This is a genomic window from Labilibacter marinus (genome assembly GCF_001659685.2).
In the GTDB taxonomy this organism is placed as follows: domain Bacteria; phylum Bacteroidota; class Bacteroidia; order Bacteroidales; family Marinilabiliaceae; genus Saccharicrinis; species Saccharicrinis marinus.
Genome location: NZ_LXYE02000004.1, coordinates 41120 through 57481, shown reverse-complemented (window position 1 = coordinate 57481; position 16362 = coordinate 41120). Strand labels below are relative to the sequence as shown.

The following is a 16362-nucleotide window of genomic DNA, read 5'->3' as shown; positions in this document are numbered from 1 at the left end:
GAAACATTTTGGCGATTGCTTTATTTCACAAAAACTTTAATTGAGGATTGGCCTGATTTAACCAAATAGATGCCAGATTGAGCAACTGTAATTTCTACTTCTGTTGAGTTACCCAAGGCTTTTGATACAAGTTTACCTGAGAGATTAAAAAGAAATATATCTTCTCCTTGCTTAACATTAGCTACTACTATAACCTTGTCTCTGGTGTAAACATTAAGCTCTTCTGTTAATTCTTGTTGTGTGTTAGTAGCAGTCAATGGAAGCTCTAATGAAGTTTGTCCAGAAACAGTACCATCCTGTGCTACAGAGAAGTGTAAATCACCATTTTCATCATAATTGTATAAATTACGAAGAGGCGACCAACCTAATGTTTTCATATAAGGTTTCCACCAGTAATCACCTGGAGCAACATTTTCGAAAGTACATTGCCATGTCCAAACACCATTGTCTTTTACCAAAAGTCCTCCTGTTCTTCCTGCCTCGCCGTTATACATAGGATACCACCAATCACCAGCATAAAGTGTTCCAGCACCATTACCCGCCCAACAAAACACATTCGTTTCATTGTTATCGTCCACTTTATTGGTTAAAGCACCATCCTGATTATCGATTACTTTTAAAGTTACATTGTGTTGAGCATTCAAATTAATTAGGCTCCATCCCGTAATAAATAGTAGTAGTATTTTTTTCATCACTAATTAGATTTTAAAATCGGAGGTTAAGGATATTATCATCCGATTGATTATACATTTCGAGCTGATTTATTTCTCGATTGTAAAGGGAATGGAAAAAGGGAGTAATTCCGAACCTAAGTAGTGAAATAGTGGATACATTAGGACTTAAAAAATACGCTAAGACCTGTATTTGTACTGGTTACATTTTTTAACATTTATAAAAAAAGTGGATAATATAAATTGAATATTGGAAGTAATCTATTCAAAACCGTATACTTTTTGACAATATTCTTCTATTACCTTCATCTACAAAATAAGATAATGGAGTAATTAATAGATATCAATAAAACTTGAAGAATTATGTTATTTCTTTGAAACACCAATAAGGGTTACCTGCTGTTCGAACGAATCTCTATCGCCCTTAGCTTTATTTTTTATTTTAACACGATAGTTATAAATGGTATTTACTGAATAGCGTAATAACTTTGCAATAGTTGAACTATCAATAATGCCTAATTTAATTAAAGCAAAAACTCTAAGTTCGGTATTTAAACGTTCCTCCGACTTTAACTGAATTTGCTCATCTGCTAACAACAAGGCATTTAATTCCTGCACAAAGTTTGGGAATATATGTAAAAAAGTATCGTCAAAATTTTCGTAAAACTCCTTTACCTCCTGATCTATTAGCTTCTTCGATTTTGTTTCCGCAAATAGTTCCTCTACCTTACGATTAGCAATTTTTTTGTTCACTATTTTATTCATCCGATCCATCTTATCAATATAATTGGAACAAATACTTAAAAAGTTACCAATATAATGCTCTTTAACATGGTTCGATTCCGATAATTGGTCGTTTATATGATTTAGCTTTTTGTTCGATTCAGCTAGGTCTTGATTAAGCGCATTTAATTGATCGTTGATCTTTTTAAGTTCTTTTTGAGTTTGCCTTAAAGTCAGCAATTGACGATTTATAAAAAAGATAGATATCAATAGTAAAATTAATAGAGCACTAATTATAAATAATAATGCGCGAAGCTTTTTCCTTTGTTTCTCGTTTCTGAGTTCGTAAGCTTCTTTAATAACGGGTAATATTTCTGAAATAACTTTAAACCTTAATTCCGAATTAAAAAATGTAGCATCTGCAAACGAAAATTTAATATACTCATGTGCTCTGTCCACATCTCCCCTTTTATTTAATATTAAAGCAAGTTCAGTTAAAGAGGCATTATCCTTTACGGAGGATTGAATATCAGAGATTGCTGACAAAATCAGGTATTTCATTCTCATTTCTTCATTCTCCTCCAATTGATAAAGCAATGAGCGTTCAAAAGTAATTAATGAATAATGCCTATTTCCTATTTTAGTTTTAGATAACCTTTGGGTATTTATCTTTTTACATTCTAAAAGGTGCCTATCATCTCGATATTTTTTTTCTTGAATGGCTAAGTAATCATCCGATTCTGGATTTAAATATGGAACAAGGGAATCGGTATATGCTTCAACCTTTGAATAATATTTTAAATAATTGTCAGATAAAGTTGAATAAAAGCTGACCTCGTTGAACACTTTAATTAAGGCTTTATAATATTCAATCAATAATTCATTATTCAGCTTTAACTTATTAATCTTCATTAAAATATCATACGCCTCAAAAGCCCTACCTGTAGAAGCCATTATATCAGCCATTTTAATGTTTGATTGATGTATAAGTCCAATACTATTTAGTGCCTTCGATATTTTTATGTTGGAATTGAGATAGTGTAAAGCAGAATCTAATGTATAAGTTAAATATTCATCAATAATCTGATCATTGATAAAGTAGACTTGATCTTTATTATTTCCTTTTTTTTCTAGTAAGCTTTTTAACTGCTTAATTTTATTATTCTTTTCTAAATCAAAAACTTCTCTATCGTTCATTGTTTGTTCTAGCCGCAACAACAAACTATCAATTTCTGAAGAAGCATATGCAGAACAAGTAAAAAAGATGAAAAAAATAAAAGCTAGAAAGTTACTCCTTTGATATCGATTCATATAACTTCAAATATAGATATCCATGTAATTAATTGCAAAATTAATACAGGAATTAGAATAATAAAAAATGAGAGACTTAATTGGAGTATAGAAAAAACTCCCAACTGAATTAAATCAATTAGGAGTTTTGGTGTGCCCAGGAAAAGACTCGAACTTTCACGGGATTGCTCCCACAGCCCCCTCAAGGCTGCGTGTCTACCAATTTCACCACCTGGGCATAAAAAAAGAGCGAAAGTACTCGCCCTTAGTTGGAGCGAAAAACGGGACTCGAACCCGCGACCCCGACCTTGGCAAGGTCGTGCTCTACCAACTGAGCTATTTTCGCGTTAGCGTTGCAAAAATATAAAAATTATCGTGTTTAGTGCATTTTAAGGATTAATATTTATCATTGTACAAATACTAAAACAAAAGCATTAAGGTACTTTCTCTTCCTAACTTTTTATTTTTCAGTGAATAAAATTAACTTTAGAATGCAATAATCATACATAACTAATTTCAGTGTTCAAATTAAGCTTGTTTTTAAAACTATTTATGCTTTGTGTCGTACAATAGCCCTGAAAAACTAACAAATCTAAAATCAACATGGCAAATATATTCAGCAGTTTATTCGGAAGTAAGTTTCCAAGTACGGAGAAGTATGAGAATAAAAACAAACACCTAAGAGAAGACTTAGCCAGATTTCACGAATTAGAAAATTCTGAAACAATTTCTAGATATACAGAACTAGATACACTTGTTAATTCAGGCGAGTTTAAACAAAAGGTTGATAAACTTAAAAAAGAACGCTTTAAAGACACTGAAGCTTTTCAACAATTAAGAAAGTATAAAGAAGCCAAAAGGTCGAGTAATGTAAAAATGTACGTTAAATGCCTACGTAACGACAAAAGTGAAGAAATTAATAAATTAGAATCTACCTCTGAAATTAAAGAGTATTTACAATTAAAGCAATTTGTAGAGTCGGAAGAGTTTAATCAGCTAAAAACTAAAAAGGTTATCGATGAAAATGATGTTCCTTTTAAAAAGTCTGACGCATACAACCAAGCGCAAAGCTTTAAAAAGAAGAAACGCTCGGGCAATGTTAAACGATACATTAAGTTATTAAAAATAGATAAGAGCAAACATGCTGAGGAGCTAAAAGAAACAAGTGAAATTAAAAGCTACCTTAAACTTAAAAGCTATGTCGAATCTTCGGAATTTGAAGATATCAGAACAGAAATGAACGATAAAAATCGTTTTAAAAAATCTAAGGAGTTCCAACTCATTGAAGAATATAAAACTTTATTTAAAAGTGAAGATGTTGTTTGGTTCTTAAAAACCAAAGAGCATAATCCATTTAAAAATATTGATAAGTGGAATCTTACATTCGAAGATGACTTTGACAGTCCTAAATTGGATGAGAATAAGTGGATTACTGGTTACTATTGGGGAAAAGCATTGATGAACGACAATTACGTTCAAGCTAACGAAAAGCAATTTTTTAAGCATGAAAATATTGAACTAAGAGATAGCTGTGCTAGAATAATTTCGAAAAATGAATCTTGCAAAGGTAAAGTTTGGGATGCACAGTTTGGTTTTGTTCCTAAAGATTTTGAATACTCTTCTGGTATCATAAGTACAGGGCAAAGTTTTAGACAACAATTTGGAAGGTTTGAAGCTAAAATTAAGTTTAATCATGTTGCTCCTGCTGCGCATACATTCTGGTTGTTATCAGAAAAGATGACTCCTCAAGTGAATATTCTTAAAACACCTGAGAACGCTAAAAATAAGTTTGAAGCTGCAAATTTCTGGAGTAAGGATGGTCAAGTTTCAGAAGATTCTCAATCGCTTAAAATACCAGGTTCCGCTGAGGAATTCTTTATTTATACTTTGGATTGGGCGAAAGATAAAATGGTGTGGAAAATAAATGGTGTTACTGTGCATACAATTACGCAGAATGTGCCACAAGAACCAATGTACATTTCATTAAGTACTCATTTTACATCAGAGCCAAAACAAGACAAACTGCCTGTTTCAATGGATATTGACTGGGTAAGATGTTATCAACTGAATTAATAATATTCATATAAAAAAGCAAAGGCCTGTTATCGTTCGATAACAGGCCTTTGCTTTTTAAATCATTAGCTAATTCGCAGAATCTATACGAGATACATTATAAATTCCTTTTACATTCTTTATCTTTTTAATCAGTAAGTCAAGCATACTTGTGTCATTCACAAACACTGTTACCGTGCCTTCGAAGCTTCCCTCCTGCGAGTCAATTGAAATAGATCGCATTTTAAGTTTAAGGTCTTTGGTAATAACCTGACTAATATTACTTACAATACCAATATCATCACTTCCTGTAACCTTTAAAGTAGCTTGAAAGTTAGCTGAGCTACCTGTTGTCCATTCTGCACTTACTATTCTATACCCAAATTTAGAACGCATTTCTGGAGCATTAGGGCAATTGTTTCTATGAATCTTTATTCCACTTGTTACAGAAACGAAACCAAAAATACCATCACCAAAAATTGGATTACAACACTTGGCCAAAGAATAATCTACATTACTCAGATTTTTATCAATCCTTAATACATCGTCATCATTGGCTATTTCTTCATCTACATTAGCCACAAAGTTTGTTGCACTCTTTAACTGGGCAACCGCTTCCTGATTTTTCTCGGTATCTTTTTTCTCTTGGCTTTGAACAAAATCCTTAACTCCTGAAATGTCAACCGTACCTAAAGCAATTTCTCTAAAAAAATCATTGATTGATTTAGATTTAAAATGTTTAACCAACTGATGTACCAACTGATCTGTTAATTCAATCTTCCAGTTTTTCAGCCTTCTAACTAGTGTCTCTTTTCCAAATTCGGACTCTTTATACTGTAAATCTTTGAGTGCTTGCTTTAATTTTGATTTTGCTCTAGAAGTGACTACCACATTTAACCATTCCGCTCTTGGCTCTTGTGTTTTTGAAGTAACTACTTCAATATGGTTTCCATTTTTTAATTCTTGTTTGATAGAAGCATGCTTACCATCCACTTTAGCTCCAATACACTGTTTACCTACCCCCGAATGAATATCAAAGGCAAAATCGAGCACAGTTGCACCTTTAGGCAATCTTCTTAGCTCTCCTTTAGGTGTAAATACAAAAACCTCTTCGTCGTAAAGGTTAAGCTTAAAATCATCAATAAAGTCAACCGCATTTCTCTCTGGATTTTCCAATACCTCGCGGATATTAGCCAACCATTGATCCATACCTTTTTCACCTGAACCTCCTTTATACTTCCAGTGCGCTGCCAAACCTTTTTCAGCCACTTCATTCATCCTATGCGAACGTATCTGAACTTCCACCCACTTTTTCTCCGGCCCAAGAACCGTAGTATGCAACGATTCATATCCATTAGATTTAGGTATCGATAACCAATCTCTTAATCGTGAAGGGTTGGGCTGATACTTATCCGTTACAATAGAATATACCTTCCAACAATCTGGCTTTTCATCCTTTTCCTTACTATCTAAAATAACACGAATTGCAAATAAATCAAACACCTTTTCAAAAGGTGTATTTTGCTTCTTCATTTTATTATGAATAGAATGAATTGTTTTAGTTCGTCCCTTAATATCAAACTTTAAACCAATACTGTCTAGCTCGTTTTTAATCGGCTCAATAAAATCCTTAATATACTTTTCTCTCGCTCTTTTGGTCTCGTTAAGTTTTTTTGCAATGTAGCTATACATCTCCCGATTGGTGTACTTCATTACACCATCTTCCATCTCACTTTTAATTGCATATAAACCCAACCTGTGTGCCATAGGCGCATATAAATAGCCCACTTCCGAAGCAATCTTTTGTTGTGCCTCTGGCGCATAAAGATTTAAGCTACGCATAGTTTCCAAACGGTCCGCTAGAATTATCAAAATCACCCTAACATCTTGGGCAAAAGTTAAAAGTAGTTTCCTGAAGTTTTCAGATTCAATAGACGTGTCTTTTGTATATAATTCTTTTACCTTTATCAGACCACTTACTATATCCTCTACATTCTTACCAAATATCTCTGCTATCTCATGCTTTTCAACATCTTCGTGTTGAACCACATCATATAACAAAGCACATATAATGGAAGTACGTCCTAATCCAATTTCCGAGGCAACAATGTTCGCAACTTCTAAAGAATGTATTGCTGAAAGTTTACCAGATGGCCGTCTATATTCCTTTTTACGCTGAAGAGCCATTTCAATAGCCTTTCGTACTTCGGTAACATCTTCGTTAGATAATATATTTTTACAAGCCCTTAATAAGCTTCTATAATTATTGCGTATTTCAATCTTTTCTGATTGAACAAGTTCAATCTGGTTCTCCATAATTGTTGCTTTCGTAATAAATCTGGCACAATATTAGTGTTCATATTTGCCGACGGTCAAATTTAACTCACAGATATGTTTAATCAAAACATATATATCAAAAGCTTTGTGCTTAAGTTGACTTTTTACTGCCAAAGTGGTATATTATAGTAGTAATTAAAATTTATTAATATTATAAAATCAAGAGTTATGAAAAATAGTGGTTTATTTTTTGGAGGATTATTTGCAGGGGCATTAATGGGAGCTGCTACAGCTCTGCTTTTTGCACCTCAAAATGGAGCAGAAACTCGCAAACAATTAAAAGAAAAGCTTCACGAGCTTGAAAAAGAAATGAATGCGACTAAAGAAAAAATGAAAGTTAAAGGTGGTGAATTAAAAGAAGAGCTTAAATCTAAAATTCACAATATCGAAGGTAAAATTGAAAAATTACTCGAAGAGTATAAACGTACCTTAGAACCAACTCACGGTGCTAATTAATAGCAATATAAATATTCGAAATATTATATATTATTGCACATTTTAGACTTTCGGAGTACAATATTTTGTTGCCTGTTTCAATTTTACTACATTGACTGTAAATTGAACAGGCATTTTTTATTTAGATAGATTATGAGCAAAAAAGAAAGTATATCTGATGAGATTTCTGATGTAAAAAAAGAAATTGAATCCTATGTCCAAAATAAGATTGATTTAACAAAACTTCATATTGCTGAAGACTTAAGTAAATTTACAGCAGCCATCGCTGTAAGACTGGTTTTATTTTATATCGCATTTTTTGTTTTGTTTTTCTTATCCATTGCTATATCATATGCAATAGGCAGATATCTGGATAGCCTAGAACTAGGATTTTTCATTGTAGCAGGTTTTTATTTTGTAATAGGATTATTATTCTTCTTGTTTAAAGGCAAGTTTGTTCAAAAACCAATCATTCAGGCTTTTATTCATTTGTTTTTTCCTAACTATACCGATTATGACAAAAAATAGTTTCTCTCATATAAAATCCTTTGAAGACTTTAAAGAAGAAAAAGTAAGACTTCAGTACGAAATTAGGTTAACCGAAAAAAAACTGGAGATAAAGAAAATGGAGTTTAAATCGTATATTAATCCTATACGTTTTTTCTCTTCTATTTTTAAAGAAATGGGCAAGCCTATTATGGAGTTTGTGAAAGCTTATATTTCTGGGTACTCCGAAAAAAAGAAAACTAAAAAGTCAAAGAAAAAGCAAAAAAAATCCCCTGAAACTTCAACGGATCAAACCATTGAAAATTCAGAGGATTAAAATAAACTAGGGTAATATTAATCTCTTACAAATATTATTTGACGTGGTTTTTCACCAACTTCAAACATAGCGTCGTTGGTGTTATATCCATGTCTATCGAAAACATAAGTAACTCCATTTTCACCATTCTCGCCATCTTCTGAACAATAGAAATTTGTAGTAAAGGTGTTGGCTCCAATGGCATCAAACACTTTATCAGCAAACTCACCTTTAAAAAATTTAGTGGTTGGTAATTCCTCATCATCAATAGACATTGAGTAAGTTCCATCGTTTACATATAAAATAGTGGTTCCTAAACGACCTCTAACCATTCCATTTTTACCTGGCCCTACATACTCATTAGTAAAAGGAAATACTTTTACCTCATGGCTTACAAAATTTACTTTAGCAATACCTGCTCCAACATTATCTATTCCTTCACAAAGAACCCAAATATTTTGATAACCATCAATCACCATCTCAACAGGCCTTTGAAGTTTTGCTATACTTCCATTATCCAATTCTTGCTCCAAAGCAACAGTATCAATAACAGATTTTTCAGTAACATCAATTACCATTATAGTTGAATCCGGATATGCCTCAGTGCCTGTATTGGCCACATAAGCTCTTTTTCCTCTGGTATAAGCTAATTGCGTTGGATTCTTACCTACTTTTAAAGTGGTATTTATATCCAGTGTCAGGCTGTCCATAATTAATACAGAACCAGACATTGATTCATCAGTAGTAGTTTCGGATGCATATACAAATTGGTCTGAAACACAAACTAAATCTGTTAGGTTGTTAAACCCTCCTATTTTACCTAAGGACACAAACGTTTTTGAGTTAATCATTTCAATTTCTTGCCCACTACCCTCGCCTTGCAATAAATATCCTCTAACATCATATAAAGTTAATGCTAAAAGGTCATTACCAATTGAAGTTCCATTCACATCTGAATAAACATCTGAGGTTACCGAGCTATCAATTTCGCTATAATAAGTCACTGTTCCTTCGTAGTTACGAACAAAAAGTCCGTTAAAACCTTTTTCGCTTGTAATATCTGGATATTCCCTATTACATGAAATGATTGAAATTACACTCACCGCGATTAGGAATATTTGGAAAAACTTCTTCATTTATTTAACTATTTTCTAAATTCAACTGCAAATATAAGATTTCGATTAATAAAACCGCTCATCGTATTCTATTTATAACATATTATTGCATTAGTAGTATTTAAAAGAAACTCCAAAAGCTTTAATAGGACAATTTTATCAATGGTAATTCCTATTCTAAATTAATTAATTACTTTTGTGGCGAATTTGGTTTTCGGAGGATATTATCATCCAAAGAATTAAAAGGGAATCCGGTGCTTAAGTAAAATTAAAATTCCGGAACTGTACCCGCAGCTGTAGGCTCAATAAACAGTTACTAAAATCTAATGCCACTGTCATTTTTATATGATGGGAAGGCTTTAGTAACAGAGCAAGTCAGAACACCTACCAATAATAGTTTAACAAAGGCTTCGGGAGCTAGGCTGTTAAAGATATTCTTGTTTTAGAGCATCTTTCTCTTTTTTTCCTCAAGCTGCATTAGTATGATAAATGTTACGAGTATTTGGTGCGTTGTTGGTGATTATCTGGAGTATTGGAGCTAATGCTCAGTCGAATTCTAATGTGGTTGATTTTTCAAATATTAATTTTGAAGATACTGTTCATATTCTAGAAGTTGAGATTGTTTCTCCCGTTTCAAAAAAATATCAGGTAGGAAGTAAAACTCAGGAATTTACTCCTATGCAAAAGATTGGTGCAATGAGTGGTTCATTGACAGACTTAATTACCAAGTTTTCTCCCGTTTATATAAAATCGGATGCTGGTGGTTTAGGATCGTTCCGTTTCCGAGGCACTTCATCTACACATACCTCAGTTTTAATTGGCGAACTTAACATCAACTCCTTAACTTTAGGAAGTTCAAACACCAGTAACATTCCCACTTTCCTTTTCGATAACATTAACCTAGCCTTTGGCAGTTCATCCGCATCTACAGGCTCTGGGTCAATTGGAGGTAGTGTAAGGCTGGGATTTAATCACAACTGGACAAAAGGTGTTCACGGTGAAGCTTTCACTTCAATGGGTTCTTTTGGAGAATATGTTGGAGGGGCAAAAGTTTTTGTTGGAAATGGTAAATTTGAGTCTGTAACTCGATTGGTTTATTATCAAAAGGAAAATAATTTCTCATACGAAAATACGGAGTACTATGACTATGAACAACAAAAATATAGACGAGATACACTTAAAAACTCATCAATAAAGAATCAAAACATTCTTCAAGAAATAAATTATAAGATTGATAATAATCAGCAAATAACTTCTTTCTTTTGGTTGGGAAAAAACAGGCACGAAGCTCAACCAAATATGACTCAAAACAATAGTTCTAAAGTAAGACCTATTGAAGATATCAACTTTAGAAGTTGGGTTAATTACAGAAAAACGATTAAAAAAAATGAACTAAAAATTGGTGCGGGTTATGTAAACGACAAAGCTATTGACAATGGTGATGAAGTAAATACCATTGGAACACAACGCTTCGTATCGCATGCTGGTTATAAAGGAAGCTTATTTAAGCTAAACTATGAAGCTAATATAAACTACAGGTATATAAAGCCCAAAGTATATGCCTATGATAAAACGGTAACCGAAGAAAATTTGGATTTACATGCGGCGTTATTATATCGTATTACTCCCAAGTTAAAGGCCAGTTTAAATATGCGACAACAGTTTGTCACTAGGTTCGATGCCCCTTTTACCCCTTCTCTTGGTTTAGATTATATTTTACATACAGATGATCATTCACTTATCCGCTTAATAGCTAATGCTCAGAAGACTTATAAAATACCCACTTTTAATGATCGATATTGGGGACAGGAAGGGTATGAAGGTAACGAGAACATACTTCCTGAAGAAGGGCTGAGTTATGAAGCAGGTGCAAAGTATACTTTATGTTCTGATAAAGTAATTTTCAATTTCTCATCTAATGTATATTATATGGATGTAGATAATTGGATTCAATGGATTCCTAATGGCAACTTTTGGAGTGCTCAAAATATATTACGCGTTATTAGTAAGGGCATTGAGGTTTCTACAGATGCTAATTTTTCGATAAAAAACATAAAAATACAAACAGGAGCTAATTATGCATATAATTCTGCTACCAGAAAGGAGTCTTCTTTAGAAACAGATATTTTAGGAAGACAACTTGAATATACTCCGCAACATATAGCAAATGCATTTATATCAGGAAAAATTAGAAAAACAAGCATTGGTATTGATGGATCATTTTGTGGAGAACGATACTACAATCAAGTAGGTGATTATTTAAATGCTTACAAACTTATTAATATTTCGGCCTCCCATAAATTCAACATTAAGGACAATGATTTATTAGTTGATTTTCAAGTCAATAACATTTTTAACGAAGTATATCAAAACCAATACCAATACGCTATGCCTGAGAGCAATTATCGTGTATTATTAAAGTATAAATTTTAAAAATTCAATAACAATCAAATGAAAAAGCACTTATTTTTATTTTTAATTCTTGGAGTAATTTTCACTTCATGTGAAAATGATGATCCTAAACCAGAGGCACCATCTTATGTTGTAAAAGCATCTAACGCTTTTGTTATTAATTACGGAAGTTACTCCAGTACTGTGGGATCTATTTCTGGCCTTGATACGGATGAGTCTAAAATGTATAGTTATCTTTTTGAAACAGTTAACGGTCCATCTATGACAGGAAAGCCTCAATATGCTTATCAATACAACGATAAGATATATTTTATGGGTAACAATACGGACGAGATATTTTATGTGAATGATAGCACATTGAAACAATCTAAAAACGGAGTAAGCACAGATATCATTAAACCCAGATATTGTGTAGCGAGTGGAGATTATTTATATATATCTTGTTACGGTGGAGATGTTTGGAAAACTCCAACTCTAGGTTATATTGCCAAATACAATATTAAATCCAATAAAGTTGAAAAAACAATAGCTGTACCTGGGGGTCCTGAAGGCGTAGAAATAGCCAATGGTAAATTGTATTGTGCTTTAAATTACGACACTAATATTGCCGTAGTTGATTTAGAAACAGAACAAGTTAGTTTTATAGAAACACCAGCTGTAACTTCATACTTTTTAAAGGATGCTAGCGATAATCTTTACGTTTCGTTAGTTAGTACATATTCAAACTCAAGCGAAACTACTGGATTAGGATATATTAACACAACTACTGATGAGTTATCTGCAACATATACTTTAGCTAACGTAAGTACAAACTATAGCTCTATTATGTCGTTTAACGCGGATGCAAGTAAAATTTACGTATCTGCAGCAAGCTGGGTACAACTACCAGATGAAAGCTGGGTACAAAAAGGAGGTGTTTTTGAATTTAATGTTGATACCAAAGAATTTGGAGCTACGCCTTTAATTGCTGAAATTGATGGATTAAATGCTGTATCTGTTAACCCTAAAACAGATGAGCTTTATGTTTTAATTTCACAAAGTACTACTTCTACTGGAGAGTTAAGAGTGTACGACAATACAGGAAGCTTAAATACTAGTTACCAAACAGGAATTGCACCTGCTTGGGTTCTGTACAAATAACAAGAACAACACAATATAACTTCAGCCTGCTATTTATTCGTTAAGTAGCAGGTTTTTTTTATCCGCCTCCCATTTCATCATTCATTAAAAATTGTATTTTTACGCATCTAGCAATACTGAAACAAAAGGAAAGATGAGTAGCGAAATACAGCAACAAATAAATTCACTCAGAGAAGAACTCAATCAACACAATTATAAATACTACGTATTAAATAGCCCCAATATTTCTGATTTCGATTATGATCAGATGATGCATCGTTTAATAAAACTAGAAAAAGAGCATCCCGAATTTGCTGATGCTAATAGTCCTAGCCAAAGAGTAGGGAGTGATTTATCTAACGACTTTCAACAAATCACCCACAAATACCCTATGCTCTCCCTAGGAAATACCTATAATGAGGAGGAAATCGCAGACTTTCACCAAAGAGTAGTTAAGGCCATTGGCGAGGATATTGAATATGTATGCGAGTTAAAATATGATGGTACAGCCATAGGATTAACCTATGAGAATGGATTACTTAAACATGCCGTTACACGTGGGGATGGAGAAAAAGGAGATGATGTAACTGCGAATGTTAAAACCATCAAAAGCATCCCTCTTCAGTTGAGCGGTAACTACCCTAAGAACTTTGAAATACGAGGTGAGATATTTATTCCCAATTCAGAATTTATAAAAATTAACGAGTTAAGAGAAAAAGAAGGTGATCCTACTTTTGCCAATGCTCGTAATGCAGCATCTGGTTCTCTTAAAATGAAAAAAAGTAGTGATGTAGCCAAACGCGGACTCGATTGTTATTTATATTATATGTTGGGCGAAAATCTTCCATCAACTATTCATGCAAACAATTTAGAAGAGGCTCGTACCTGGGGTTTTAAAATCCCAGAGCATTATAAAACATGTCATTCTCTTGAAGAAATTAATCAATTTATAAAACATTGGGATCAAGAACGCTTTAACCTTCCGTTTGAGATTGATGGCATCGTTATTAAAGTAAACGATATCAACCTGCAAAATGAATTGGGTTATACGGCTAAATCTCCTCGTTGGGCTATTTCATATAAGTTTCAGGCAGAAGAAGCGTGTACAAAATTATTAAGTGTAGATTATCAGGTAGGAAGAACAGGGAAAATTACTCCTGTTGCGAATTTAGATGCGGTGCAACTTGCTGGAACAACAGTAAGAAGAGCTTCTCTGCATAATGCCGATATTATTGAGCAGCTTAACCTACATGAACATGATATGGTTTACGTAGAAAAAGGTGGTGAAATTATACCTAAAATTACAAGAGTAAACGAATCCGAAAGACATCCTTTGGCTAGTCCTATAAGTTTTATTGCAAATTGCCCTGAATGCGGAACAGCGTTAATTCGTCCCGAAGGTGAGGTAGCTCATTTTTGCCCAAATGACAAGATGTGTCCTCCTCAACTAAAAGGTAAAATAGAGCATTTTGTGAGCCGAAAAGCTTTAAATATAGACTCGTTTGGAGAGCAAGTTGTTGATTTACTTTTTGAAAAAGGTTTGGTGAAAAACGTAAGTGATATTTACGACTTAAACTATGAAATACTTAATGGTTTAACACGAATATCTGGAGATGATGAAAGCAAGAAACTGTTTAGCTTTCAAGAAAAATCTACGCAGAATTTATTAGATGGAATTCAAACTTCAAAATCCATCCCCTTCCCTAGCGTATTATTTGGTTTAGGCATTAAACACGTGGGAGCTACTGTTGCCAAAACCTTAACTCGAAAATTCAATACCATTGAAAAGCTTTCCGAAGCAACACTAGAGGCCTTAACTGCTGTTGATGACATTGGTCCTAAAGTAGCAGAAAGTGTTGTTAAGTATTTTGCTGATGAAGAAAATCAACAGATGATTGCACGACTAAAAAACGCTGGCCTTCAATTCGAAAGTGAAGAGCATTTGACTAGCGAAGGCAAGTTTACAGGCCAATCATTTGTAGTAAGTGGCACCTTTAGTAATTTTTCACGAGATGAACTTAAAAAAATCATTGAGCAGAACGGTGGAAAAAACCTTAGCGGAGTTTCCGCAAAAACATCGTATCTTGTAGCGGGCGAAAAAACTGGTCCAGCTAAATTAACCAAAGCAGAAAAGCTGAAGGTTACTATTATTAGCGAAACTGAATTTATGGATCTTCTAGAAAACTAATTCTGTGAACTACTTTAAAAAGCTTAGAATACGTATTGGAGCATTTTTATTAAAACATAAAATAAAAAACTTAAAACGCTCACCCATGGCTTGTAATTTAAAACAAGCAAAATCCGTTGGATTAATATTTAACTCTACTATCGAAAAAGATAGACAAACGATTAAAAAAATTGAGTCGGATTTAAAAGATTTAAATATTAAAGTAGAAGTAATGGGCTTCTCACCACTAAAACCTAACGGAGATACCTTAATTGGAGATACTAATCATCATTACATTGGTATTAAAGACTTTAATTGGTTTTACAAACCAAAAAATGAACTCATCGCCCAATACACCAATAACTCTTTCGATATTTTAATTGATTTATATCAAGAGGAACAGTTTGAACATGAGTATATATTGAAAACTTCTCTTGCTAAATTTAAAGTAGGTTGTGCTCATCTTGATAAGGGCTTACACGATTTAATGATTGATGTTGGAGACAAAAAAGGAAACTCTGTATATTTAAGCGAACAAATAAATCATTATTTATCTGTTTTGAATTGTTAATTGGCACAATAATTGATTTTGATTGACAGGTTAAAAATTAAACTTAATAAAAAACATCTAACCATAACACGAAAAAATATGAAAACTAAATTACTTTCCTCAGTACTTTTTATGGCTTTATTATTGTCTTCATGTGCAACTCACAAAGTAGAGCGTGTATCTCCTGATGAAGCAATAGACTTAAGTGGACGCTGGAATGACACCGACTCAAAAATGGTAGCAGATGCTATGGTAGAACAAGTTCTTTCAGCAGCTTGGATTACTAATTTCGCCAAAGAAAACGAAGGCAAAAAACCAGTTGTTGTTGTTGGTCTTATTTATAATAAATCACACGAACATATTAACGCAGGTACCTTTATTAAGGATGTTGAAAGATCTTTTATTAATAGCGGTAGAGTACGTCTAGTTCAAGCTGGCGATAAACGTGAAGAACTTAGAAAAGAACGTGCTGCTCAACAAGAATTTGCTTCTATGGCAACAGCCAAAGAATGGGGTAAAGAGCTTGGAGCTGACTTTATGATGAATGGAGATATCAACTCTATTGTAGATACCTATAAAAAAGAAAGAGTTAACTTCTACAAAACAAATCTGGAGCTTACTAATATAGAAACCAATGAGGTGGTTTGGATTGGCGATAAAGAGATTAAAAAATACATCAATAAATAAAA

At 33.2% G+C, this 16362-nt stretch carries 13 protein-coding genes, 2 tRNA genes and 1 riboswitch; of the genes, 9 read left to right on the top strand and 6 right to left on the bottom strand.

Annotated elements, in window-relative coordinates; all coding sequences use genetic code 11:
• Positions 1-20 precede the first annotated feature (20 nt).
• The 4 genes from A8L32_RS02685 to A8L32_RS02670 form a co-directional block, all read right to left on the bottom strand.
• Positions 21-692, bottom strand: coding sequence for a T9SS type A sorting domain-containing protein (locus A8L32_RS02685; protein WP_066627489.1), 672 nt, complete (start codon positions 690-692; stop codon positions 21-23).
• Between the two features lie 345 nt (positions 693-1037).
• Positions 1038-2705: a DUF6377 domain-containing protein gene (locus tag A8L32_RS02680; RefSeq protein WP_066627487.1), complete on the bottom strand. Its 1668-nt coding sequence runs from the start codon at positions 2703-2705 to the stop codon at positions 1038-1040.
• A gap of 133 nt (positions 2706-2838) precedes the next feature.
• Positions 2839-2922, bottom strand: a tRNA-Leu gene (locus tag A8L32_RS02675).
• 32 nt (positions 2923-2954) lie between these two features.
• A tRNA-Gly gene (locus tag A8L32_RS02670) sits at positions 2955-3030 on the bottom strand.
• Between the two features lie 257 nt (positions 3031-3287).
• Here A8L32_RS02670 and A8L32_RS02665 point away from each other — a divergent pair.
• Positions 3288-4757, top strand: a complete 1470-nt coding sequence (locus tag A8L32_RS02665; RefSeq protein WP_066627484.1) for a glycoside hydrolase family 16 protein — start codon at positions 3288-3290, stop codon at positions 4755-4757.
• Positions 4758-4826: 69 nt separating this feature from the next.
• On the opposite strand, the gene A8L32_RS02660 is transcribed toward A8L32_RS02665, so the two are convergent.
• A complete protein-coding gene (locus A8L32_RS02660) occupies positions 4827-7052 on the bottom strand; it encodes a RelA/SpoT family protein (RefSeq protein WP_066627474.1) in 2226 nt (741 codons plus the stop codon).
• Between the two features lie 189 nt (positions 7053-7241).
• On the opposite strand from A8L32_RS02660, the gene A8L32_RS02655 reads away from it, so the two are divergent.
• From A8L32_RS02655 to A8L32_RS02645, 3 genes are all read left to right on the top strand, one after another.
• Positions 7242-7529, top strand: coding sequence for a YtxH domain-containing protein (locus A8L32_RS02655; RefSeq protein WP_066627471.1), 288 nt, complete (start codon positions 7242-7244; stop codon positions 7527-7529).
• A gap of 132 nt (positions 7530-7661) precedes the next feature.
• Positions 7662-8036: a phage holin family protein gene (locus A8L32_RS02650; protein WP_066627468.1), complete on the top strand. Its 375-nt coding sequence runs from the start codon at positions 7662-7664 to the stop codon at positions 8034-8036.
• A complete protein-coding gene (locus A8L32_RS02645) occupies positions 8023-8331 on the top strand; it encodes a hypothetical protein (RefSeq protein WP_066627457.1) in 309 nt (102 codons plus the stop codon). The genes A8L32_RS02650 and A8L32_RS02645 overlap by 14 nt, the downstream gene beginning before the upstream one ends.
• A gap of 17 nt (positions 8332-8348) precedes the next feature.
• On the opposite strand, the gene A8L32_RS02640 is transcribed toward A8L32_RS02645, so the two are convergent.
• Positions 8349-9446 (bottom strand): YncE family protein, encoded by a 1098-nt coding sequence (locus tag A8L32_RS02640; RefSeq protein WP_066627456.1) that lies wholly within the window; start codon positions 9444-9446, stop codon positions 8349-8351.
• Positions 9447-9616: 170 nt separating this feature from the next.
• Positions 9617-9831, top strand: a riboswitch (cobalamin riboswitch).
• 83 nt (positions 9832-9914) lie between these two features.
• Between A8L32_RS02640 and A8L32_RS02635 the strand changes: the two genes are divergently transcribed.
• From A8L32_RS02635 to A8L32_RS02615, 5 genes are all read left to right on the top strand, one after another.
• Entirely contained in the window at positions 9915-11858 is a 1944-nt protein-coding gene (locus A8L32_RS02635; protein ID WP_066627453.1) for a TonB-dependent receptor plug domain-containing protein, read from the top strand.
• An 18-nt stretch (positions 11859-11876) separates the two neighbouring features.
• Positions 11877-12977 (top strand): DUF5074 domain-containing protein, encoded by a 1101-nt coding sequence (locus A8L32_RS02630; RefSeq protein WP_066627451.1) that lies wholly within the window; start codon positions 11877-11879, stop codon positions 12975-12977.
• A gap of 133 nt (positions 12978-13110) precedes the next feature.
• A complete protein-coding gene (gene ligA / locus A8L32_RS02625; RefSeq protein WP_066627446.1) occupies positions 13111-15144 on the top strand; it encodes an NAD-dependent DNA ligase LigA in 2034 nt (677 codons plus the stop codon).
• Positions 15145-15148: 4 nt separating this feature from the next.
• Positions 15149-15694: a DUF6913 domain-containing protein gene (locus A8L32_RS02620; protein ID WP_066627426.1), complete on the top strand. Its 546-nt coding sequence runs from the start codon at positions 15149-15151 to the stop codon at positions 15692-15694.
• Between the two features lie 78 nt (positions 15695-15772).
• Positions 15773-16360: a penicillin-binding protein activator LpoB gene (locus tag A8L32_RS02615; RefSeq protein ID WP_066627517.1), complete on the top strand. Its 588-nt coding sequence runs from the start codon at positions 15773-15775 to the stop codon at positions 16358-16360.
• The last annotated feature ends 2 nt before the right edge of the window (positions 16361-16362 follow it).